The organism is Saccharothrix sp. 6-C, from assembly GCF_016695385.1.
GTDB classification, from domain to species: Bacteria; Actinomycetota; Actinomycetes; order Mycobacteriales; family Pseudonocardiaceae; genus Actinosynnema; species Actinosynnema texasense.
Genome location: NZ_CP064192.1, coordinates 2603574 through 2625003 on the forward strand (window position 1 = coordinate 2603574; position 21430 = coordinate 2625003).

Consider the following 21430-nt stretch of genomic DNA (forward strand, 5'->3'; position numbering starts at 1 on the left):
TGGCCCACCGGGATCATGATGCCGTGCTGTGGCGCAATCGGTCGTTCCTCTTGTTGTGGGCCGGGCAGTCCGTGTCCCTCGTCGGGTCCCAGGTGACGGTGGTCGCCGTGCCGCTGGTGGCGGCGTGGACGTTGGGCGCGGGCGCCTGGGAGATCGGGGTGGTGACCGCGTGCGGGCGGTTGCCGTACCTGGTGTTCGGGCTGCCCGCCGGGGTGTGGGTCGACCGGTTGCCGCGGCGGGTGGTGGCCGGGGTGTGCGCGGTGGGGCAGGCGCTGAGCCTGGGCGTCGTGCCGGTGGCGGCGGGGCTGGGGCTGCTGTCGGTGGGGTTGCTGGCCGCGGTGGCGGCGGTGGCGGGGACGTTCGCCGTGTTCGGCGACATCGCCGGGCTGGCGCTGGTGCCGATGGTGGTGCCCGCCGGGCAGCTGACGCGCGCCCAGGGCGTCGTGGAGGTGGGGCAGGCGACGGCGCAGGTGGCCGGGCCCGCGGTGGGCGGCTGGCTGGTCGGCGCGGTCACCGCGGCGGGCGCGCTGGTGGTCGACTCGCTCAGCTTCCTGGTCGCGGCGGTGGCGTTGGCGTGGGTCCGGGTCGTCGAACGGCCGCAGCCCGGCGCCGGCATGGGGGCCGGCGTGCGGGCGGTGTTCGGCCACCAGGGGTTGCGGCGGGTCACGTTGTGCACCGCGACGCAGGTCTTCTGGTTCAACGCCTTCACCGTCGTGGTGCTGCTGCACCTGGTGTCGGCGCTGGGCCTGTCGGCGGCCCAGGCGGGGCTGACGCTGTCCGCCGGCGCCGTCGGCGGGCTGCTCGGCGCGCTCGTCGCGGCCCGGGTGGGCGAGTGGTGGGGCAGGCGGCGGACGATGGTCGCCGCGATCCTCGTCACCGGCGCGGGGCAGGCGGCGGTCGCGGCGGACCAGCTGGTGATCGGCGCGGTGGCGGTGATGTGGTTCGCGCTCCAGGTCTACAACGTGCACCAGGTGCCGGTGCGCTACGAGGCGACGCCCGCCGCCCTGCACGGCCGCGTCAACGCGACCATCCGCACCGCGGTCTGGGGCACCGCGCCCGCCGGCGCGCTGGCGGGCGGGCTGCTCGGCGACGCCGTCGGGCCGCGGGCGACGCTCCTGCTCAGCGGCCTGGGCGTCGCCACGGCGTGCCTGTGGCTGGTCCGGGCGCGCGTCGGGTGAGCGCGCCGGCCGCGGGAGTCGGGTGCTCGCCGCGGCCCGCGTGGTGTCGTTCACCGGGGTGGGAACCCGTCTTCACCAGATCTTGTCGCGCATGGCGGCGCACCTCCCCTCGACGTGGCACTCGGCGGGAACACCGGCAGCAGGGGGATCACCAGATCTTGTCGCGCACGACCACACCTCGCCTCCGTCTCGACACGGCCTCCGACCGGCGGTGTCACCAGATCTTGTCGCGCACCGCGATCACCTCCAGTGGGTCGCGTCACCCCGGTAGCGGCTGACATCGCCACAGGTCACCATTACTGTGACCCTCCGTCCGGACGCCATGACGGTCCGGGGTAGACAGTCGTGAGGAACCATGGGCAGAGCGCGTTCGACGTCGTCGGGCGATCGACGCTGGTCACTATGGTCCCTGCCGGGGCAGGCCCTGGTGTACGTGCTGTCGGTGGATCTCCTCGCCGTTCTCGCGCTCGCCGCGGCCACCGCGTGGCCCGTGCCCGCCGGCTCGTGGACCACGTTCGCCGTCCTCGCCGGCTGCGCCGCGCTGCACCTGCACTGCTCGCGCTGGATCGAGCGCATCCGCCGCGACCACAGCCACCTGCCGCACGTCGACCTGTGCAGCATCTGGATCCTGGCCGGCGCCCTGGTGCTGCCGCCCTCGCTCGCCGTCGCGCTCGTCGTGCTGATGTACGCGCACCGCTGGTGGGTCGTCGGCCGCTGGGACGCCTCACGCCCACCGCACCGCAACGTGTTCACCACGTCGATGATGGTGCTGGCCACGCTCGCCGCGAGCGCCGTGGCGGGCCTCACCGGACTGCGCGGGCACCTCCTCGCCGGCCGGCCCGGCGGCGCGCTGGACCTCGTCGGCCTGGTCGGCGCGGGCGCGGCGCAGTGGCTGGTCAACACCGCCCTGGTGGCCGCGGTCATCCTGCTGACCGTGCGGCCCCGCTCGGTGAAGGACGCCATCGGCAGCGGCGCGGACAACCTGCTCGAAGCGGGCCAGCTCGCGATGGGCGGCTTCGTCGCCCTCGCCGTGGCGTGGTGGCCCGGGTTCGCGCTGCCGATGGTCGTCGCGGCCGTCGCCCTGCACCGCACCGTGCTGATCCACCAGCTGGAGCTGGCCGCCCGCACCGACACCAAGACCGGCCTGCTCAACGCCGAGGCCTGGCACCTGCAGGCGACGCTGGAACTGCAGCGCACCCGGCAGCAGCCGCCCGGTGCGCGCGTCGGCCTGTTCATGATCGACGTCGACCACTTCAAGGACATCAACGACACGCACGGCCACCAGACCGGCGACCTCGTGCTGCGGCGCATCGCGGCGGCGTTGGAGAGCGCGGTGCGGCGGGGCGACGCGGTGGGCCGCTTCGGCGGCGAGGAGTTCGCCGTGCTGCTGCCCGGCGTGGACCACGAGGAAGCGACCGCGGTCGCCGACCGGGTGCGCTCCGAGGTCCACCGGGTGCGCGTGGACGTCGGCGACGGCGGCGTGGTGGCGGGGCTCACGGTCAGCATCGGCATCGCGGTGTGGCCGGAGGTCGCCGAGGACACCGTCTCCGGGCTGCTCGCGGCGGCGGACTCGGCGCTGTACGAGGCGAAGCGGCTCGGCCGCGACCAGGCGCAGTCGGCGGGCAGCCGCCGCCGCGCCCGGTGGACGCCGGCGGCCCGGTCCGAACGTCCCGGGGTGTAACAACCGCGACTACCCGGCGGATCCGCTACAGGTCGGGCCTCCGGTGGCGTAGTTTCTGCCCGCCACCTCCGAACACGGTGGACACCCTCCTCGCCTGCAAGGGTCGTGAGCCAGTGGACCTCGGTGCCCCGCACGGCATCCGCTTCCGCTTCGAAGCGGGGCTGCTGCGTGCCGTCCTGCTCGACGCGCACCGCAAACCGCCCGTCGACGCGGGCGAGGAGCTGACCGCCGAGGCCGGCGCCCGCGACCTGCTGGTCGAGGAGACCCGGGACGGGCACGTGCGCGCGGTGCTGAGGCAGCGGTTCGACCTGCCCGCGCCCGCGCGGTGGCGGCTCGTCGTGGACGCGCCCGCCACCGAGACCCCCGACGGCGTGTCGTTCGCCCTGCCGGACTCGGTGACGCTGCTGGTGTCCGGCTCGGCGCCGTGCGAGGTCGTGCCCGGCGGCGTGGGCGTGCGGCTGCCCGCCGGCGAGTCCACCCTGGACGTCACGGTGATCAGCGAGCCCGTGTTCGAGGTCGGCGACACGGTCGTGGTGTGCCGCCCGGACCAGCTGCGGGAGGCCGCGGTCGTGGTGTCGTGCCTGCCCGCGGACCGCGTCACGCCCGTCGTCGCGCTGAGACCCGGCGACCCCTCGTCGCACCGGCACGACCGGCTGGTGGCGCACCTGCTCGGCACGACGGGCGTGCGCCGCGCGGTGTTCCTCGCCGAACCGGACGAGCCGCTGTTCGGCGACCTGCCCGAACACCTGCACCTGCCGTGCGAGGACCCCGTCGGGCTGACCGCCAAGGCGTGGGAGCTGCTGCGCGGCGGCGAGCCCGCCCGCACGCTCGACGTGGCGCCGGACGCCGACTTCGTCGCCGCCCTGTTCACCGCCCTGCGCGCGGGCGCGGCGCTGCGCGTGGACGAGGACGCGCCGCCGGTGCCGTTCGCCGAGCACAACCCCGACCGCGGCGACGAGGCCGTGCTGGTCGAGCGCGCCGGCGAGGCGGACGGCCTGATGGCCGCCGTCTACGCGCACCACCGGGGCGCCCGGCTCGTCGTCGTCCCGGAGCCGGACCTGGCCGTGGTGGGCGCGGTGGTGGCCGAGGAGCAGGAGCGGGTCACCGCGGCGGCGGGCGCGATCGGCGACGCGGTCAAGGGCATCGGGTTCGTCGAGGCGCTGTGGCGGTACCTGTCCAACGGCGGGCACGACCCGTACGCGGCGGTCGAGGCCGCGGTCACCGCGCAGGTGCCCGCCGAGGCGGTCGCGGAGGTGGGCGACCGGCGGCTGACCGCGTTCACCTCCGGCCTGCCCTACTCGTTCGTGCACACCGAGGACGTGAACTGGGCGCGCAAGCCGATCGGGCACGTGGTGGCCGACCCGGCGCTGGTCGTGCTCACCGAGCTGCACCGCGCGGGCGTGGCGCGCGAGCCCGGCGCGTTCAGCCTGGTGTTCGACTCCGGCGCGTTCCAGGAGCACCCCGAGGCGACCGCGTCGCCGGGCCACCACACCCACCCGATCGTGCTGTCCGAGCGGGACGCCTCGCCGGACGCGCTGCGCGACCTGGTCGTGGACCTGCCCGTCGAGCTGGTGTTCTTCAACTGCCACGACGCCGACGGCGCGATCGTGCTGGGCGGGCACGCGCTGCCCGACGACGACCTGCCGGTGACGCTGCGGCACCGGCCGATCGTGTTCAACAACTCGTGCCGGTCGTGGACGCGGCTGGGCCGGGAGTTCGTCCGGGCCGGCGCGCGCGGCTACATCGGCACCCTGTGGACCATCCCGCCGAACCTGGCCGCCGGGTTCGCCCGCACCGTCGTGCGGCGGCTCACCGCCGAGGAGACGCCCGCCGCGCGGGCCATCGTCGACACCGGCACGCCGGGCGGCCTCGAGCGGTCCTACCTCTACGTCGGCACGGCCAACGGCCGGCTGGACGAGTGGCGCGACCGGTCCACCACCGACGCCGAGGCCGCGCTGACCGGGTGCGAGCTGCTGGCCGCCGCCGCCCGCGACCACTCGGACCCCCTGTCGCCCGTGCTGCGCCGGGAGCTGTCCGCGCTGCGCGAGGTCGCCGACACGGGCGAGGCGACCGGCACCGCGGCCTACGCCGACGTGCTGCTGGCCGAGCTGGAGCTGGAGGACGACGACGAGCGGGCCGGCGTCCTGGTCGAGCGGGTCGACGCGCTGCTGGCCGGGCTCGACCTGCCCGAGGACGAGCTGGAAGCCCTCTGGGCGACCAGGTTCGAGCTGACCGGCGCCCGCGCCGAGCGGCGCGGGGAATACGGGGCCGCGCTCGCGGACTTCGAACGGTGTGTGGGCTTGGGCGACGCGTGCCGCGACCGAGCGGACGTCCTGCTGCGGATGGCGAGGCTGCTGATGCGCGAAGGCAGAACCGACGAAGCCGGACAGGCGGCGCGGCTGGCGTACGAGGAGCACCGGGCGCGGGGTGACGGGCCCGGGCAGCTGGAGTCGATCGCCGTGCTCGACGGCCTCGGCGACACCGACCCCGAGACGTCCGTCCGGTACGCCGTCGAGGGCCACGACCTGGCCGAGGAGCTGGGCGACCGCGCCCGGCAGGCCGAGTTCAAGCTCGCCGAGTGCGACCGCCGCCGTGAGCGGGGCGAGCTCGCCGAGGCGATCGAGGCCGGGTCGCGGGCCGTGGAGCTGTTCCGCGACCTGGGCGACGACCGGCGGGAGCTGGCCGCGTTGCGCCGGCTCGGCGCGTGCCACCGCGACCGGGGCGACCTGGAGACCGCGCAGCACTACGCCGCCGTGGGCCTGGCCCGGGCCGAGCAGGTGGGCGCGGCGGCCGAGGTGGCGTCGTTCCACGACGACCTGGGCGGCGTGCTGAGCGCGCGCGGCGAGCACGGCGCGGCGCTGGGGCACTACCGGCACGCCGTGGAGAAGCTGGTCGCGACCGGCGCGTGGGAGCGCGGCGCGGAGCTGCTGCCGCACCTGGCCGTCGGCGCGGTCCGGGCGGGCGACCCGGAGGCGCTGTGGACCGCGGCCCTGAGCGGCGGCCTGATCTGCGAGGTCGCGCCGCGCGAGGTGTGGGCGTCGGTCGTGCCGCTGGTGGTCGACTCGATCAAGCGGGCGATCGAGACCGGCCCGCTGGAGCTGACCGAGCGCGGCATGACCGACTTCGCCAGCGCGGTGACCGCGGGCCGGCGGGAGGACATGCCGTTCCAGGTCGGGCTGCTCGCGGACGTCGTGGTCGTGCTGCTGGCGTGGCTGATGGACCGCGCCGACCACGGCATCGTCGGCTTCGCCCGCGAGCTGGACCGCAGCAGCGGCGGCGTGTTCGACCTCGTCGGCTACGTGGCCGTGCCGTACGCCGACCGCGCCCGCAACCCCGGGGCGGGCCGGTCGCGGCCTACCAGTGGCGGCCCGCGCTGAGGTCGTCCAGCTCGGGGCGCGACAGGTGCAGCACCTGGAAGCGGACCCCGACGTCGGGCGCGGTGCTCCACAGGCTGAAGTGCACCAGCTCCCAGTTCCGGGGGTCGACCGCCAGCGCGGTCGAGTGCAGCGCGGGGTCGCCTCGGAGTCCCGCGAGGTCGTCGAGGGCCCGGTCGACCGCCTCGGCCGGGTCGGCGTCGGCGGCCAGGCGCCACGTGCGCTTGGTGGCGGCGGTGGCGTGGTCGGCGGCTCCGCGTTCGAAGGCGAGACCCGCCCAGTGCTGCACGGTCGGGCGGCCGAAGTCGGCGCTCAGGCCGCGGAACCCCGGCCCCCACAGGAAGCTGTTCATGCCCTCGACGGTGCGCCACAGGTAGAACGGCGCGTACTGGTTGACCGGCGAGCCGTCGACACCGCGTTCCCGCGCGCAGTAGGCCTTGAGCCCCAGGCCGGGGAACGCGTCCAGCGCGGAGCCCCTGGTGGCGACGCGGGTGCGGATGACGTCCATGTCGTAGTCGGCGGGCAGGGTGATCTCGTAGTGCATCGCTTGCATGGTCAGGTCCCCCGGTAGGTGGCGGCGGTGCGCGGGTAGAGCTCGCGGTAGGCCGCGAGGTGTCCCCGGGGTGTGGTGACGGAGTCCGCCCGGAGCAGGCCGTGGACCAGCGCCCGGGCGAACACCCGCCGGGCCGCGTCGAGCACTTCGGCGGGGTCGGCGTCGCGGGTCCCGGTCGAGGCGGCGAAGACCGTGTCGCCGTCGGTCAGGCCGTGCGCCGGGCGGACGGCGGTCGCGAGGCCGTCCTGGGCGGCGTTGGCGAGGGCGAACAGGTGCGGCAGGCGGGCGTTCGTGGCGACCACGCCGATGACCGTGTTGAACGGCTGGGCGTGCGCCTCGCGCCGGGCCGCGCGCAGGTCGTCGCCCTGGTAGGCCGGGAACTCGCCGGGCAGGCCGAGGTGCGCGGCGAACGGCAGGCCCGCGTCTGGGTCGACCGACGGGCCGACCGCGTTGAGCACGGCCACCGCGCCGACGACGACGCCGCCGGGCAGCGTGGCGCTCGCCGTGCCCAAGCCGCCTTTCACCGTCGCGTTGAGCGCGCCCGTGCCCGCGCCCACGTTGCCCTGGGCGAACCCGGCGCCCGCGGCCCGCACGGCCTCCGCGCCCTCGGCCGGCCCGGGACGGGCGTGGAAGTCACCGCCGCGGCCGAGGTCGAACAACGCGGCGGCGGGCACGAACGACCCCAGCTCGCGCGCCGCCCCGTCGGCCGCCGCGAGCCCGTACGCGCTACCGCCCGTCAGCAGGACGCCACGCACCTCCCGGCCGCCGTGGCGCGGGTCGAGCGCGGCCGTGTCCCGGGTCGCCGGCGCACCGCCGCGGACGTCCACAGTGGAGAGCGCGCCGGGCGGGAACAGCACGGCCGTCGTGCCGGTCAACGCCCCGCCGCCGATCCGCGTGGCGTGCCCGACCAGCACGCCCGGCACGTCGGTGATCGCGTTCCGCACACCGCCGATGCTACTTGCCCGCCGACCGTGGACGGGGCGGCCGTCACGCCTCGGCGGTGAGCAGGCGGGCGCCGATCTCGCGGACGACGGAGGCCAGCAGGTCCACGTCCTCGTCCGTGGTCCGCCAGTTGACGATGGCGGGACGCAGGGCGACCTTGCCCCGGTACACGGTGGTGCCCGCGTAGACCCGGCCGTCCTCGAGCAGCTCCTCGCCCAGCCGGCGGTTGAGGTCGTCGAGGGCTTCCTCCGGCACTCCCGGCGGGCGGTAGCGGAAGCAGACGACGAACACGGTGATCGGGGCCAGCAGCTCGAGGTCCGGCGACTCCTCGATGCGCCGCCCCAGGCGCAGCGCCAGGTCCTGGTGCCGCTCGACCATGGCGCGGTGGCCGTCCCGGCCGTAGGCGCGCAGGGTGGCCCAGATCGGGAAGGCACGCGCCCGGCGCGACGATTCCGGGCCCAGGCTGTTGTAGTTGACCCGCACCTCGTCCTGCTCCGGCAGGTACGGGCTGTTCCAGCCGCCGAACGCGCGGCCCAGCAGCGACCGGTCCCGCACGAACGCCATGCCGCTCTCGTACGGCACGTTGAGCCACTTGTGGCCGTCCGCGGCCACCGAGTCGGCCCGCTCCACCCCGCGCACCAGCCCCGCCGTGCGCGGGGACACCGCGGCGAACAGGCCGAACGCGCCGTCCACGTGCAGCCACGCCCCGTGCCGCTCGGCCAGGTCCGCCATCTCGTCGAGCGGGTCGAAGTCGCCGGCGTTGACCTCGCCCGCGTTGCCGATCAGCACCGCCGGCCCCGACGACGCCAGCTCGCGGTCCAGCGCGTCCACGTCGAGCCGGCCCGCGTCGTCACGGGTGAGCGTCCGCACCGAGTCCCGGCCCAACCCCAGCAGCTGCAACGCCTTGCGGCTGCTGGGGTGCACGTAACCGCTGGAGAAGACCGGCAGCCGCGGCAGACCGACCAGGCCGTCCGCGGTCACGTCCACCCCGTGCCGCCGGGCCCACCAGTACCGCGCGCACGTCAACCCGGTCAGGTTCGCGAACGTCGCGCTCGGCGTGAGCACCCCGCCGTAGGAGGCGGGCAGCCCGAACAGCTCCTTCAACCACCGCAGCACCACCGTCTCCGCGTGCGCGGCCAACGGCGAGGCCACCCACAGCCCGCCGGCCTGGTCCAGCAGCGACGTCACCCAGTCCGCCGCCTGCGCCGCCGGCGTCGCGCCGCCGACCACCAGGTGGAAGAACCGGGGACCGGACGAGTGCGTGGCGGCCCGCGTGCCGATCCGCAGCAGGTCCGCGACGGCCGCGATGGTGCCGTCACCGGCCTCGGGCAGCGGCCCGTCGAGGTCGTCGACCAGGTGCGCGTGCGTGGCGTCGCGCACCGGCAGGTGCGGCAGCGCGTCGAGGTACGTCCCGGCGGCCCGCGCCACCATCCCCAGCGCCTCGGCGGCGTCCTCTCGAGCGTTCAGCGGATCACCCATCATGGCAGGGTAGGCGCTGACGACACGACGTGGACAGTTCCGCGGCCCGGCCGTCGACACCGAAGTGGACGCGTTCCCGGGCGTGCGGTAGGCGGAGCCGCCGTTCGGGCCGCGCCGGTTCGCCGCGCCCGTCCCCGCCGACCCCGCGGGCGACTGCCGGGAGTTCGGTCCGGTCCCGCCGCAGTCCGCGCGGCCGCCCGGCGCGCCGGTGTGGCGGCCGGGCGACGAGGACGTGCCGACCCTCGACGTCTGGGCGCCGTCCACTTCGGACGGGCCGGGCTGGTCGTGGCGACCTGCGACCACCGGCTCGGGTTCGAGGGCTTCGGGCACGTCGACGGGCAGCCGGACAACCGGGGCCCGCTCGACCGACCGGCCGCGCCGCGGTGGGTGCGGGACCACATCGGGGTGGTCGGGGGAGATCCGGGCGCGATCACCGTGGCCGGGCAGTCGGCGGGCGCCGGGTCGGCGTTGTTCCTGGCGGCGGGGGAACCGGTGCGGCGGGTCATCACGCACAGCGTGCCCGACCGGGTCTGCACGCCGGGGTTCGCCCGCCGGGTCGCGGAGTGGGTCGACACCCGCACGCCGGAGTCGACGGTCGCGTCGGCCGACGCCCTGGCCGCCGCGCAGCGCACGGGGCCGTTGAGCTACGACCCGGTGCGGTTCGGGCCGGTCGCCGACGCGCTGCCCGCGCTGCCCGCCCGGACCGACGCCCTGCTGTGCCACACGGATGTCGAGTACGCGCTGTTCGACGCCGTGGGCACGTTCCGGCCGCCGCCGGGCGACTTCGTGTCCGCCGAACCCACCACCAGGATCGCCGAGGCGCACGGCCGGGCGTTCCCGGCCCGGTTCACCCGCCCGCCTGGCACACGGCGGATGTGCCGTTCGCGTTCGGCAACCTCGGCGCAGCGGGCCGAGGAGACGGGTTCAGCCTCATCGCTGGCACCGCCGGTGACGACGAGCGCGCGCTCTCCCGACGGATGCTGCGGGCCCGGGTCGACTTCTGCACGACCGGCGACCCCGGCTGGACCGGTGTCCGGCACCGGGGCGACGCCGTCGGGGCCCGGCGCGAACCGTGGCGCGGCGTCGACCTCGCCGTGCCCGTCGACCACCCCGTGCGGCCTCCCGCCTGACCGCCTCGCCGGCGGCCGGTGGTCCGTCCTGCGAACCGCGCGGTTCGCAGGACGGACCGCGCGGACCACGGCCGGGGGTCAGCGCGGGTCGTCGCGCTCCCGCCGCACGGTCACCTTGCGGCCCTTGATGGTCGCGCCCCGCAACGACGCGATGACCTGCTGCGCCGCCGAGTCCGGCACCTCCACCAGCGAGAACCGGTCGGCGATCTCGATCGCGCCGATGTCGCGGCCGTTGAGCCGCGCCTCGCCCGCGATCGCGCCGACCAGGTCCTGCGGCCGGATGCCCGAGCTGCGGCCCGCGCCGACGAACAGCCTGGTCATGCCCGCGGACGGGCGGCGTGGGCGGCGCGGCTCACGGCGCTCGCCGCCGCCCTCGCGTCCCCGGCGCTCGCCGGCCGGCCCGGACCTCGGCACGTACTCCGGGATCTCCTCCTCGTCCGCCGCCGCGCCGGTGGCCTCGTGCGCGAGCTTGACCGCCGCCAGCGCCACCTCCATGACGTCGAACTCGTCGGTCAGCGTCTCCACCACGACCCGGAAGCTCTCCAGGTCGTCCTCCAGCAGGCTCTCGTGCAGCGCGGCGCGGGTCAGCTCCAGCTTGCGCGCCCGCAGGTCCGCGATCGTCGGGACCTTCTCCATGTGGATGCGCTGCTTGGTGACGCGCTCGATGGTCTTGAGCATGCCGTGCTCGCGCGGCTCGGCCAGGGTGATCGCCACGCCCTCGCGGCCCGCGCGCCCGATCCGGCCGATGCGGTGCACGTAGGACTCCGGCGCGGACGGCACGTTGTAGTTCACGACGTGCGTCAGCTGCTCGATGTCCAGGCCGCGGGCCGCCACGTCGGTGGCCACCAGCAGGTCCGCCGTGCCGTTGCGCAGCCGCGTCATCACGCGGTCGCGCTGCTCCTGGCTGATGCCGCCGTGCAGCGACTCGGCCCGGTAGCCGCGCCCGTTCAGCGTCTCGGTGAGCTGGTCGACCTCGTCGCGCGTGCGGCAGAACACGATCGCCGCGGTCGGCGCCTCGACGTCCAGCACCCGGCCCAGCGCGGCCGGCTTGTGCGCGCGGGGCACGACGTACGCGCTCTGCCGCACCCGCGGCGCCTCGCCCGGCTCGGCCTGCTCGCGGCCGATGGTGATGCGCACCGGGTCGGACAGGTGCGTGCGGGCCAGGCGGTCGATGCGGCCGGGCATCGTCGCGGAGAACAGCACGGTCTGCCGGTCCGCCGGCGTCTCGGCCAGGATCGTGTCCAGGTCCTCGGCGAAGCCCATGTCGAGCATCTCGTCGGCCTCGTCGAGCACGACGACTTCCAGGTGCTCCAGCTTCAGCGTGCCCCGGCTGAGGTGGTCGACCGCGCGGCCCGGCGTGGCCACCACGACGTCCACGCCCTGCTCCAGCACCCGCAGCTGCCGCCCGATGGGCTGGCCGCCGTAGATCGGCAGCACCCGCGCGCCCAGCTCCCGGCCGTACCGGTGCACCGCTTCGGAGACCTGCACCGCCAGCTCCCGCGTCGGCACCAGCACGAGCGCGAACGGGGCGCGCCGGTCGCGCTCGCCGCCCGCCATGCGCTCCAGCACGGGCAACGCGAACGCGGCCGTCTTGCCGGTGCCGGTGGCGGCCTGGCCGAGCAGGTCGCGGCCGGCGCTCAGCGGCGGGATGGCTTCACGTTGGATGGGGGTGGGCTCCTCGTAGCCGAGGCCGGACAGCGCCCGGAGCAGTTCGGGGCGCAACCCGAGGTCGGCGAAGCTGGTCCGGTCGTCGGGCTCGTCGTTCATGCCCTCAAGTCTCGCTGATCGCCCCTGAACCGCTCGGTGAGGGGGGTCGCGTGCGGCGGCCGGTCCGGGATTCCGCAGTCACCGCGAATCACGTCCCGCCGGTCCCGATCCGGTTCCGGCCGCGCCGCGCGGCGGTCGTGGAGTTCGCGGCGAACACATCGCCGTCAAGGGTCGAACGCACCACGCGGGTATCGGCGACCGGCTCCGCGCGATTGCCGGGAATTGGCGGTCGACGACCGGTCGCCGGAGGTCGGACCGAAGTGCCGGGAATGCGGGAATCGCGCCGCGCGCGGACGTGGAAGAATGTCGGCCACGTCGCCGGACGAGGCACGGCGGCCGCTCGGGGGAACACCGGTGCGACCGACCGTCACGGCCGGCTCCGGGGGTTTGCCCGAAGGCAACACTCCGGCCGCCCGCTATACCTCTCCTATACTTGGCGATCCACTTCCCCTTCATGGTCAACTCACCGGTAACGTGCCGCGGGATCGATACCGAGCGTGAGTGTCAACCCTGGGGAAGTGGTGCGCGTGGCGGTGGACGACTTGGATGGGCACACCGGGCACGACGTCCGGCCGGTCTCGTTCGGCCTCGACGGCGTGTGGTTCGAGATCCGCCTCGGCGCCGCGAACGCGGCCGCGCTGCGCGCCGTCCTCGACCGGTTCGTGCGCGCCGCCCGGCGGGTGCCCGGCGCCGCGCCGGCACCGCCACGCAGCACCGATGCCCACCTGGCCCAGGTCGTCCGGCAGTGGGCGCGCGCGCACGGCTACCGGATCTCCGACCGCGGCCGGCTGTCCGAGATCGTGCTCGACGCCTACGAGCGCGCCCACCCCGGCCATCGGCACGCGGACAGGTCACACTGAACTCCTTGATCACCCGAAGTGGCTAGACGGCGGTGACGCGCTGTCACCGGGACCGCCGTCGGGCCCAAGTTCGGCGAGCGCGGTACCAGCAGCCGGAGTCCGGCGCTGCACCGATCGGCGGCATACCGCGGCGGCACGTTCCAGGTGGTTCAAATGATATTTCCCCCCATCGTGACGGGCTGGGCACCATGTCAAACGCTTTAGTCGGGAGATTTCGGGGTTCGGCTGCCGGCTACCGCGCGCTCTGCGTCGTCTAGAGACTGGGGGTCGTGACCATGCAGGTGCAGATTCTCGGTGCTGTCGCCCTCGCACGTGAGGATCGTCGGATGGGTGTCGCCGCTCGTCAGGTGCGCACCCTGCTCGCGCTGCTGGCGCTTTCACCGGGCACCCCCGTTCCGTTCGACCAGCTGGTCGAGGAATTGTGGGCGGGTAAACAGATGGGAAACGCCCGCAACGCGCTGCAGGCGAATGTGGTGCGGCTGCGCAAACTGCTGGAGCAGTTCGCCGACGTGCCGGGCGACTGCCTGGTCCGCACGGTGAGCAGCGGCTACGTGCTCGACCTGCCGGCCGCGGCGGTCGACGCGCACCTGTTCCGCGAACTGGCCGACCTCGGCTCCGCCCTCGTCCTGCAACGCCCCGACGAGGCGATCGACCTGCTGGAACGCGCGTTGCGGCTGTGGCACGGACCGGCGCTGTTCGACGTGAGCGACGGCCTGCGGTTCCGCATCGAGGCCGCCCGGCTCGACGAGCGCAGGCTCAGCGCCCGCGAGGACCTCATCGCCGCCAAGCTCGCCAACGGCGAGGACCGCGGCGTCGTGTCCGAGCTCAAGCAGCTCGCGGCCGAGTACCCGGAGCGGGAGCGGTTCAGCGAGCAGCTGATGGTCGCGCTGTACCGCAACGGCAGGCAGACGGAGGCGCTGGACGTCTTCCACCACACGCGCAGGCGCCTGGCGAGCGAGCTCGGGTTGGAGCCCGGCCGCGCCATGCGACGGCTCTACCAGGCGATCCTCGTCCACGACCAGGTACTGCTGTAGGAGGCGAAGTGCTGGAGTTCCGGGTCTTGGGGCCGGTCGAGGTGCACCACGACGGGCAGGAGGTGCCGCTGGACGGGTCGAAACCGCGCACCGTCCTCACCGCGTTGCTGCTCGCCGACAACGGCGCCGTCTCCGACACCCAGATGAGCGATTTCCTGTGGGGTGACCACCCGCCCGCCACGTTCAACGCGCAGATCTACACCTACGTCTCGCGATTGCGCAAAACGCTGCGGCGCGAGGTCGGCATCACCCGCCGTTCCCGCGGTTACGAATTGCGGCTCGCCGAGTGCGCGTTCGACCTGCGGGAGTTCGAGGAGCAGGCGGCGCGGGGCCAGTCCGCGCTCGCCGCCGGCCACTACGAGGACGCGGCCCGGCTGCTGCGCTCGGCGTTGCGGCTGTGGCGCGGCCCCGCGCTGACGGGGGTGTCGGAGCACCTGGCCGACGCCGAGGCGCCGCGGCTGGAGGAGGCGCGGATCGCCGCGCTGGCGAGCCGCATCGAGGCCGACCTCGCGCTGGGCAGGCACGGCCAGCTGCTGCCCGAGCTGACCAGGCTCGTGCACCAGCACCCGTTGCAGGAGCGGTTCCGCGCCCAGCTCATGACCACGTTCTACCGCTGCGACCGGCAGGCCGACGCGCTCGTGCTCTACGAGGAGGGCCGCCGGATGCTCGCCGACGAGCTGGGCATCGACCCCGGCTCGCTGCTGCGCGAGGTGCACCTGGCGATCCTCACCGCGGACCCCGTGCTGGCCTCCCCGCGCCGGGTGGCGGTCTAGCGCGGCGCGGGGCCGTATAGCCCGCCGCATAGGCCGGATATAGCCCCGAAAAGCATTCTGGGAACCGGTAGGCAGAAACCCGTGTTCCCGGAGGTGCCCAGTGACCAGTTCGGTGCGGATCGACGCGGACGGCCAGGCGAAGATCAAGGAGATCGTGTCGGAAATCCTCGAGATCGACGCCGGGGAGATGACCGGCACGAGCCTTTTCAAGGAGGACCACGACGCCGACTCGCTCGGCGCCATCGAGATCCTGTCCGCGCTGGAGCGCACGTTCGGCGTGGAGATCGACCAGGCCGAGCTGACCCGCATGGTCAACCTCGAAGGCGTCATCGCGGTCGTCGCCGAGGCGCAGGCCGCCAAGTAGCCACCCCACCCGTCGAGCGGTCCGGCAGCGGACCTGGAGGACACGATGCACGACGGAGGGCGGCAGCCGCGCCGGGTGGTGATCACGGGTCTTGGCGTGGTCACCAGCATCGGCATCGGCGTCACCGAGTTCCTGGCCGGCCTGCGCGAGGGCCGCAGCGGGATCACGCCCATCACCTCGTTCGACACCACCGGCTTCAGCCACGCCAACGGCGCCGAGGTCACCGACTTCGACCCGGCCGCGTGGCTGGAGCGGGTGGACCCCGACGAGCTCGGCCGCGCCGGGCAGTTCTCCGCCGCCGCCGCGCGGATGGCCGTCGGCGACGCGGGCCTGAGCGTGCGGGAGCTGCGCGGCAAGCGGGCCCTGGTGTCCGTCGGCACGACCGACGCCGAGTCGCGCGACCTGGACAACCTCGTCGCGCAGCAGATCGAGCACGGCCCCGGGTCGTGGAACCCGGTCGTCGCGCGCCGCTCCACCGCGGGCCGGTTGTCGTCCAGCATCGTGCGCGAGCTGGCCCTGACCGACGTGGAGGCGGTGACCATCCCGACCGCGTGCGCGGCGGGCAACTACGCCATCGGCAACGGCTTCGACGCCATCCGCGAGGGCGAGGTGGACGTCGCGCTGGTCGGCGGCGCGGACGCGGTGTGCCGCAAGACGTTCACCGGCTTCTACCGGCTGGGCACGATCGCGCCGCAGGTGTGCGCGCCGTTCGACAAGGACCGCAAGGGCATCCTCACCGGCGAGGGCGGCGGCATCCTCGTGCTGGAGTCGCTGGAGTCCGCGCTGGCCCGCGGCGCCCGGATCTACGCCGAGGTGCTGGGCTACGGCCTCAACTGCGACGCCAACCACCCCGTCGCCCCGGACCGGGACAGCCTGGCCCGGTGCATCGAGCTGGCGCACCGCAACGCGGGCGTCAAGCCCGAGGACGTCGACTTCATCTCCGCGCACGGCACCGGCACCAAGGCCAACGACGTCACCGAGTCCGGCGCGATCCGGCAGGTGTTCGACGCGCCGCCGCCCACCGTGTCGATCAAGTCGATGCTCGGCCACTCGATGGGCGCGGCCTCGGCGCTGGCGTCGGCGGCGTGCGCCCTGGCCATCACGGAGGGCTTCATCCCGCCCACCATCAACCACACCGAGACCGACCCCGAGGTGGGCCTGGACTGCGTGCCGAACCAGGCGCGGCCGGCCACGCTGAACGTGGTGCAGAACAACGCGCTGGCGTTCGCGGGCAACAACTCGGTGCTGATCCTGGGCCGGTACCGGGACGCGGTGTGATGGTCGCCGGCCGGCGGGCCAGGACGCTGTTCCTGCACGGCCTGGCGGGCAAGGCGGCGGTGTGGGACGCGCTCGACCTGCCGGTCGCCGCGGACAAGCCGGAGCTGCCGTGGCACGGCATGGCCGACCCGGCGTGGAGCCACCTGCCGGACCCCGGCCGGATCGTGGTCGACGTGGTCACGCCCGGGCACGACGTCGTGGTGGCCCACTCGCTCGGCGCGAACCTGCTGCTGGAGTGCTACGCCGACGGCCGCGTGCCGCCGCGACCCACGGTGCTGCTGTGCCCGTTCTACCGGCCCGCGCCGGCCGACTTCGACTGGCCCGCGATCTCCTACTACCTCAACGACTTCCACCGCACGTTCACCGAGGCGCTGCGCGTCGGCGAGACCGCCCGCTTCCCCGAGGCCAAGCGCGAGTGGCTGGCCAGGGCGCTGCGCGACCAGGTCGGCCCGTACGGCTGGACGCGGTGGTTCGAGACCTACCTGCGCACCCCGTTCCTGGACCTGTCCCGGGTGGACGCGCCGGTGCTCGTGGTGAGCGGCGTGGACGACGTCGCCGCCCGCCCCGACGACGGCCGCGCCCTGGCCAAGGGCCTGCCCCGCGCCCGGTTCGAGCTGCTGGACGGGTGCGGCCACTTCCCGATGATCGAACAGCCCGACCGCCTCGCGGCCCTGGTCCGCGACTTCCTCGACGAACACTGGAGCTGACGTGACCACCACGACCGTCTCGCTGCGGCCCCGCTACGAGGGCTCGAACATCTGCACCTGGATCGGGTTCAAGCACGTCAACTACATGGTCGAGGAAGCGGTGCTCGACCACCTGCGGCAGAGCGGGTTCCCGGCGGGCGCGCTCTACGAGCGGTTCGGGCTGTGCACGGACATCACCGACCTGGACACCAAGATCCTCACCGCGTTCCACATCGACGACCTCGCGGAGGCGACGGTCCAGCGGGTGGCGGGCGACGGTCCGCTCAAGCTCCTCGTGGAGCTCACCGTGCCGCGCGACGGCAAGGCGGTGAAGGCGGTCAAGTCCAAGGTGTCGGTGTCGTTCCGGCTCGACCCGCACGGGTTCGACGCCGAGCCCGCGCCGGCCGCGCTGCGACCGCACGTGGTCGAGGCGATCGGCGCGCCCGACGCCGCCGCGGCCGCCAAGGTCGGGGCCCCGGAGCCGGTCACGGTCGGCGACGCGGACCCGTTGGACCTGCTCACGGCCGGCAAGAACGCGTTCGCCTGGGCCTGGCGGATCCCCTACTTCTACTGCCACTTCACCGAGCGCGTGCAGATGTCGGGCTACCTCCGCCAGATGGAGGAGATCCTCGACCTGTTCGTCGAGGACCGCGGCGCGTCGATCAAGACGCTGCTCGACGAGCAGAACTGGATCCCGGTCGTGCCGCACTCGCGGATCACGTTCCTCGGCGAGGCGAACATGGAGGAGACGCTGTACACGGTGTTCACCGTGGAAGAGGTCTTCAAGCGGTTCACCTTCACCGCCCGGATGGACTGCTACGTGCTGCGCGACGGCGAGCTGGTGCCGACCGCGACCGGCCGCATCACCCACGGCTGGGCCGTGATCGAGAACCGCAAGGACTGGAGCCTCGTCGACTTCGACGACCGCCTCGTCGGCGCCATCACCGGCAAGGCCGGCTCGCTCAGCGGGCGCGGTGCGTCGTGACGGCCCCCTCGGTGGACGGCCTGGTCATCTCGGCGTGGTCGGCCGTGTCGCCGTTCGGGATGGGCTCGGCGGCGTTCGCGGACGGCGTGCGGGCGGGCGTCCCGGCGCTCGCCCCCGCGCCCGGCGGCCCGTTCGAGCGGGCGGCGCTCGTGCCGGACTTCAGCGCGGCCGGCGCGCTGGGCAAGAAGGGCACCCGAACCATGGACCGGGTCACCGCGCTGGCCGTCAGCACGGTCGGCCGGCTGCTGCAGGAGTGCGGTCCGGCGCTGCTGGAGCAGCCCGAACGCGTGGGCGTGGTGCTGGGCACGGGCTCCGGCAGCGTCCAGTCCATCATGGACTTCACGCGGGACGGCCTCACCGGCGACAAGCCCTACCACGTCGACCCGGCGTTGTTCCCCAACACGGTGATGAACCGCGCGGCCGGGCAGAGCGCCATCTGGCACAAGATCAAAGGGCCGAACACCACCATCGCGGGCGGCGCGCTGACCGGGCTGCTCGCGTTGAGCTACGCGGCGCGGCTGCTGCGCGGCGGGCACGCGGACCGGGTGCTGGTCGGCGCGGCCGAGGAGTACTCCGAGCAGCGCGCGTGGCTGGAGTGGCGCGGCAGCGAGGGCGCGGCCGGCCCGCTCGGCGAGGGCGGCGCGGTGTTCCTGCTGGAACGCGAGTCGACCCGGGAGGGGCGGCCGGTGCTGGCCCGCGTCGTGAGCACCCGGTTCCGGGGCTTCTTCGAACCCGGCGGCGCGGCGGAGGCGCTGCGCGAGTGCGTGCGCGCCGCGGTGGCCGAGGCGGCGGTCGACCCGGCGGACGTGGTGCTCGTGTCCACCGACGGGGCCGAGGAGCAGGCCGTGGTCGAGGCGTTGGGCCGCACGCCCGAGTGGCTGCGGTGCGTGCCCCTGGTCGGCGACACGTCGGCGGCGGTGGCGAGCTTCCAGCTCGCGGCGGCGGTCGCGTCGGGCCGGTCGGGCGCCGCGCTGGTGACCGGCGTCGAACCCGACGGCACGGTCGGCTGCGTCGTGCTGGACCTGCCGTGAGCACCGTGCGCGTCGACCCGGCGGACCCCGTGTTCGCCGGGCACTACCCGGGCTTCCCGATCCTGCCGGGGCTGTTCGTGCTCGACCACGTGCTGGCGGCGCTGCCCGGGCACCGGGTGATCGCGCTGGACCGGGCGAAGTTCCTGCGGCCGGTGTTCCCCGGCGACACGCTCACCGTCTCGACCGAGCTGACCGCCGAGGAGGACCACGTGCGGTGCGCGGCGGAGGTGTCCACCGGCGCGGGCGCGGTGGCCGAGTTCAAGCTGCGGCTGGTGGCGTCGTGACCGGCCTCGCCGGGATCCGGCGGATCATCCCGCACCGGCACCCCGTGCTGCTCGTGGACCGGGTGTCCGAAGTGGACCCGGGCAGCAGCATCGTGACGCTGAAGGCGGTCAGCGGCCGTGAGCCGTGCTACGCCGGGGCCGACGTCGACGACGCGTACCCGTTGGGGCTGCTGATGGAGTCGTGGGCGCAGTCCGCGGTGCTGCTGACCCGCTGGGACCAGCCGAACCCGGACGTGCGGGCGGACAAGGTCGAGCTGATCAGCGGCATCCGCGACGTCGTCGTGCACGGCGACGTGCTGCCCGGCGACGTGGTGGAGCACCACGTCCGGCTCGTCCGGCAGGTGGCCGACGCGGCGATCCTCGCCGGCCACAGCCTGGTCGACGGGCGCAAGGTGCTGGAGATCGGCTCGTTCACGATGGCACGGCGCAGGGCGGAGGAACTGGCATGAGGCGCGTGGCGCTGGTGACCGGCGGGTCGCGGGGCATCGGGCACCGGGTGGTGACCCGGCTCGCCCGCGACGGGTTCGACGTGGCGTTCTGCTACCAGTCGAACCGCGACGCGGCCGAGGTGGTGGAGAAGGAAGCCGCCGCCGCGGGCGCGGCCGTGTACACCGCGCAGGTGGACGTGGCCGAGAAAGCCGAGGTGGACCGGTTCGTCAAGGACGCCGAACGCGCGCTGGGACCGGTGCACGCGGTCGTGTCGTGCGCGGGGATCGTGCGCGACAACCCGCTGGTGCTGCTGAAGGAAGACGACTGGCAGCGGGTGCTGCGGGTCAACCTCGACGGCACGTACCACCTGGCGAAGGCCGCGGTGTTCGCGATGATGAAGCGCAAAGCGGGCTCGGTGGTGACGCTGTCGTCGGTGGCGGGCGTGCACGGCAACGCGACGCAGACCAACTACTCGGCGTCCAAGGCGGGGATCATCGGGTTCAGCAAGGCGCTGGCCAAGGAGGTCGGCAAGTACGGCATCCGGGTCAACGCGGTGGCGCCCGGGTTCATCGAGACCGACATGGTGGCCGGGCTGGGCGAGGACTTCGCGGCCCGGATGGCGGCGCAGATCCCGCTCGGGCGGTTCGGCCGGCCGGAAGAGGTGGCCGACCTGGTGTCGTTCCTGGTGTCGGACCAGGCGTCCTACGTCACCGGCCAGGTGTTCGGCGTCGACGGCGGGCTGGTGATCTGAGGTGGCGCGGCAGCCCCGGTTCTACTTCTCGCTGCGCAGCCCGTACTCGTGGCTGGCCTACCACGACCTGCTGCGGTCCTACCCGGACGTGGCGGGGGCGGTCGAGTGGGCGCCGTTCTGGGAGCCCGACGAGCGCAACGAGCGCGCGTTGGCCGAGCGCGGCGAGCAGTTCCCGTACGCGGCGATGTCCCGCGCGAAGCACCTGTACATCCTGCAGGACGTGGCCAGGTTGGCCGCGGCGCGCGGGTTGGCGGTGAAGTGGCCGGTGGACCGCGAGCCGGTGTGGGAGGTCCCGCACCTGGGCTACCTGGTGGCGTTGCGCGCGGGACTGGGGCAGGAGTACATCGCGGCGGCGTACCGGGCGCGGTGGGAGCAGGGGCGTGACATCTGCTCGCGGGAGACGGTCGCCTCGATCGCCGCGGAGCTGGGGTTGGACCCCGACGAGGTGTCCGGCGCGAGCGAAGACCCGGAGCTGCGGGCGCGCGGGGTCGAGCTGCTCGTGCGGGTGTGCGAGGACGGCGCGTTCGGCGTGCCGTTCTTCGTGCACCGGTTCACCCGGTTCTGGGGCGTCGACCGGCTGCCGGACTTCGTCGCCCACGTGCGGTCGAAGCTCGCGCCGGCGGCGGCGTTGCCCGCGTCGTCCGGCGCGGTCGGTCTGGGGCGTTCGTCCGACGAGGGGCACGCGGGCGGCTGCGGCTGACCCGGGGGGCGGTGGGCGGTGCGCTGAGCGTTGAACTCGGCTGTCCTGAACGTAGGACTCTCGCGACGTGAGCGTAGGACTCTCGCGACGGGAAGGTAGGACACGCGCGTTCTGGGTGTAGGACACGCGGTGAAGCGGTTAAGGTGGCGAG

General features: G+C 74.2%; 21 protein-coding genes and 1 pseudogene. 17 read left to right on the forward strand and 5 right to left on the reverse strand.

Going from position 1 to position 21430, the window contains the following annotated elements:
- Positions 1–23: 23 nt before the first annotated feature.
- The 3 genes from IOD16_RS11825 (at position 24) to IOD16_RS11835 (ending at position 6236) form a co-directional block, all read left to right on the forward strand.
- Complete coding sequence (locus tag IOD16_RS11825) at positions 24–1178, forward strand: MFS transporter (protein ID WP_201440070.1); 1155 nt, start codon at positions 24–26, stop codon at positions 1176–1178.
- Between the two features lie 355 nt (positions 1179–1533).
- Entirely contained in the window at positions 1534–2859 is a 1326-nt protein-coding gene (locus IOD16_RS11830) for a GGDEF domain-containing protein (protein WP_201440071.1), read from the forward strand.
- 113 nt (positions 2860–2972) lie between these two features.
- On the forward strand, positions 2973–6236 hold the full coding sequence (locus IOD16_RS11835) for a tetratricopeptide repeat protein (protein WP_201440072.1): 3264 nt from the start codon (positions 2973–2975) through the stop codon (positions 6234–6236).
- Here the strand turns inward: IOD16_RS11835 and IOD16_RS11840 are convergent.
- Genes IOD16_RS11840 through IOD16_RS11850 form a run of 3 tightly spaced genes read right to left on the reverse strand, consistent with a single transcriptional unit; the run spans position 6214 to position 9207 of the window.
- A complete protein-coding gene (locus IOD16_RS11840) occupies positions 6214–6777 on the reverse strand; it encodes a DUF4865 family protein (protein WP_236594917.1) in 564 nt (187 codons plus the stop codon). The genes IOD16_RS11835 and IOD16_RS11840 overlap by 23 nt on opposite strands.
- Positions 6778–6788: 11 nt before the next feature.
- Positions 6789–7730, reverse strand: coding sequence for a P1 family peptidase (locus tag IOD16_RS11845; protein ID WP_201440074.1), 942 nt, complete (start codon positions 7728–7730; stop codon positions 6789–6791).
- A gap of 43 nt (positions 7731–7773) precedes the next feature.
- A complete protein-coding gene (locus IOD16_RS11850) occupies positions 7774–9207 on the reverse strand; it encodes a pyridoxal phosphate-dependent decarboxylase family protein (protein ID WP_201440075.1) in 1434 nt (477 codons plus the stop codon).
- A gap of 285 nt (positions 9208–9492) precedes the next feature.
- Here IOD16_RS11850 and IOD16_RS41430 point away from each other — a divergent pair.
- Positions 9493–9687, forward strand: a pseudogene (locus tag IOD16_RS41430) (carboxylesterase family protein); the annotation flags it as partial.
- A 164-nt stretch (positions 9688–9851) separates the two neighbouring features.
- Here IOD16_RS41430 and IOD16_RS11860 read toward each other — a convergent pair.
- Positions 9852–10058, reverse strand: a complete 207-nt coding sequence (locus IOD16_RS11860; RefSeq protein WP_201440076.1) for a hypothetical protein — start codon at positions 10056–10058, stop codon at positions 9852–9854.
- A 24-nt stretch (positions 10059–10082) separates the two neighbouring features.
- Between IOD16_RS11860 and IOD16_RS11865 the strand changes: the two genes are divergently transcribed.
- A complete protein-coding gene (locus tag IOD16_RS11865) occupies positions 10083–10337 on the forward strand; it encodes a hypothetical protein (RefSeq protein WP_201440077.1) in 255 nt (84 codons plus the stop codon).
- Between the two features lie 78 nt (positions 10338–10415).
- Here IOD16_RS11865 and IOD16_RS11870 read toward each other — a convergent pair whose 3' ends face one another.
- Positions 10416–12104 carry a DEAD/DEAH box helicase gene (locus IOD16_RS11870; RefSeq protein ID WP_123742199.1) on the reverse strand — a complete coding sequence of 563 codons (1689 nt, stop codon included), beginning with the start codon at positions 12102–12104 and terminating at the stop codon, positions 10416–10418.
- Positions 12105–12637: 533 nt separating this feature from the next.
- On the opposite strand from IOD16_RS11870, the gene IOD16_RS11875 reads away from it, so the two are divergent.
- From IOD16_RS11875 to IOD16_RS11930, 12 genes are all read left to right on the forward strand, one after another.
- A complete protein-coding gene (locus tag IOD16_RS11875; protein ID WP_236594918.1) occupies positions 12638–12964 on the forward strand; it encodes an Lsr2 dimerization domain-containing protein in 327 nt (108 codons plus the stop codon).
- 326 nt (positions 12965–13290) lie between these two features.
- Positions 13291–13998 (forward strand): AfsR/SARP family transcriptional regulator, encoded by a 708-nt coding sequence (locus tag IOD16_RS11880; RefSeq protein WP_236594919.1) that lies wholly within the window; start codon positions 13291–13293, stop codon positions 13996–13998.
- A gap of 8 nt (positions 13999–14006) precedes the next feature.
- A complete protein-coding gene (locus tag IOD16_RS11885) occupies positions 14007–14771 on the forward strand; it encodes an AfsR/SARP family transcriptional regulator (protein ID WP_123742197.1) in 765 nt (254 codons plus the stop codon).
- Positions 14772–14871: 100 nt separating this feature from the next.
- A complete protein-coding gene (locus tag IOD16_RS11890; RefSeq protein ID WP_123742196.1) occupies positions 14872–15135 on the forward strand; it encodes an acyl carrier protein in 264 nt (87 codons plus the stop codon).
- 45 nt (positions 15136–15180) lie between these two features.
- Positions 15181–16413: a beta-ketoacyl-[acyl-carrier-protein] synthase family protein gene (locus IOD16_RS11895; RefSeq protein WP_201440079.1), complete on the forward strand. Its 1233-nt coding sequence runs from the start codon at positions 15181–15183 to the stop codon at positions 16411–16413.
- Positions 16413–17120 (forward strand): alpha/beta fold hydrolase, encoded by a 708-nt coding sequence (locus tag IOD16_RS11900; RefSeq protein WP_201440080.1) that lies wholly within the window; start codon positions 16413–16415, stop codon positions 17118–17120. The genes IOD16_RS11895 and IOD16_RS11900 overlap by 1 nt, the downstream gene beginning before the upstream one ends.
- A gap of 1 nt (position 17121) precedes the next feature.
- Positions 17122–18084: a thioesterase family protein gene (locus IOD16_RS11905; RefSeq protein ID WP_201440081.1), complete on the forward strand. Its 963-nt coding sequence runs from the start codon at positions 17122–17124 to the stop codon at positions 18082–18084.
- Entirely contained in the window at positions 18081–19115 is a 1035-nt protein-coding gene (locus IOD16_RS11910; RefSeq protein WP_236594920.1) for a beta-ketoacyl synthase N-terminal-like domain-containing protein, read from the forward strand. Before IOD16_RS11905 ends, IOD16_RS11910 begins: the two co-directional genes overlap by 4 nt.
- Complete coding sequence (locus IOD16_RS11915) at positions 19112–19399, forward strand: hypothetical protein (protein ID WP_201440082.1); 288 nt, start codon at positions 19112–19114, stop codon at positions 19397–19399. The genes IOD16_RS11910 and IOD16_RS11915 overlap by 4 nt, the downstream gene beginning before the upstream one ends.
- Entirely contained in the window at positions 19396–19848 is a 453-nt protein-coding gene (locus tag IOD16_RS11920; RefSeq protein WP_123742191.1) for a 3-hydroxyacyl-ACP dehydratase FabZ family protein, read from the forward strand. The genes IOD16_RS11915 and IOD16_RS11920 overlap by 4 nt, the downstream gene beginning before the upstream one ends.
- Positions 19845–20579 carry a 3-oxoacyl-[acyl-carrier-protein] reductase gene (gene fabG, locus IOD16_RS11925; protein WP_201440083.1) on the forward strand — a complete coding sequence of 245 codons (735 nt, stop codon included), beginning with the start codon at positions 19845–19847 and terminating at the stop codon, positions 20577–20579. Before IOD16_RS11920 ends, fabG begins: the two co-directional genes overlap by 4 nt.
- Before the next feature lies 1 nt (position 20580).
- Positions 20581–21279, forward strand: coding sequence for a 2-hydroxychromene-2-carboxylate isomerase (locus IOD16_RS11930; RefSeq protein WP_201440084.1), 699 nt, complete (start codon positions 20581–20583; stop codon positions 21277–21279).
- Positions 21280–21430 lie beyond the last annotated feature (151 nt).

Bases quoted from the DNA above. Each gene is read 5' to 3' on its own strand.
- IOD16_RS11830 (WP_201440071.1), top strand. From the start codon at position 1,534: ATGGGCAGAGCGCGTTCGACGTCGTCGGGCGATCGACGCTGGTCACTA.
- IOD16_RS11840 (WP_236594917.1), bottom strand. From the start codon at position 6,777: ATGCACTACGAGATCACCCTGCCCGCCGACTACGACATGGACGTCATC.
- IOD16_RS11850 (WP_201440075.1), bottom strand. From the start codon at position 9,207: ATGGGTGATCCGCTGAACGCTCGAGAGGACGCCGCCGAGGCGCTGGGG.
- IOD16_RS11870 (WP_123742199.1), bottom strand. From the start codon at position 12,104: ATGAACGACGAGCCCGACGACCGGACCAGCTTCGCCGACCTCGGGTTG.
- IOD16_RS11880 (WP_236594919.1), top strand. From the start codon at position 13,291: ATGGGTGTCGCCGCTCGTCAGGTGCGCACCCTGCTCGCGCTGCTGGCG.
- IOD16_RS11895 (WP_201440079.1), top strand. From the start codon at position 15,181: ATGCACGACGGAGGGCGGCAGCCGCGCCGGGTGGTGATCACGGGTCTT.
- IOD16_RS11900 (WP_201440080.1), top strand. From the start codon at position 16,413: ATGGTCGCCGGCCGGCGGGCCAGGACGCTGTTCCTGCACGGCCTGGCG.
- fabG (WP_201440083.1), top strand. From the start codon at position 19,845: ATGAGGCGCGTGGCGCTGGTGACCGGCGGGTCGCGGGGCATCGGGCAC.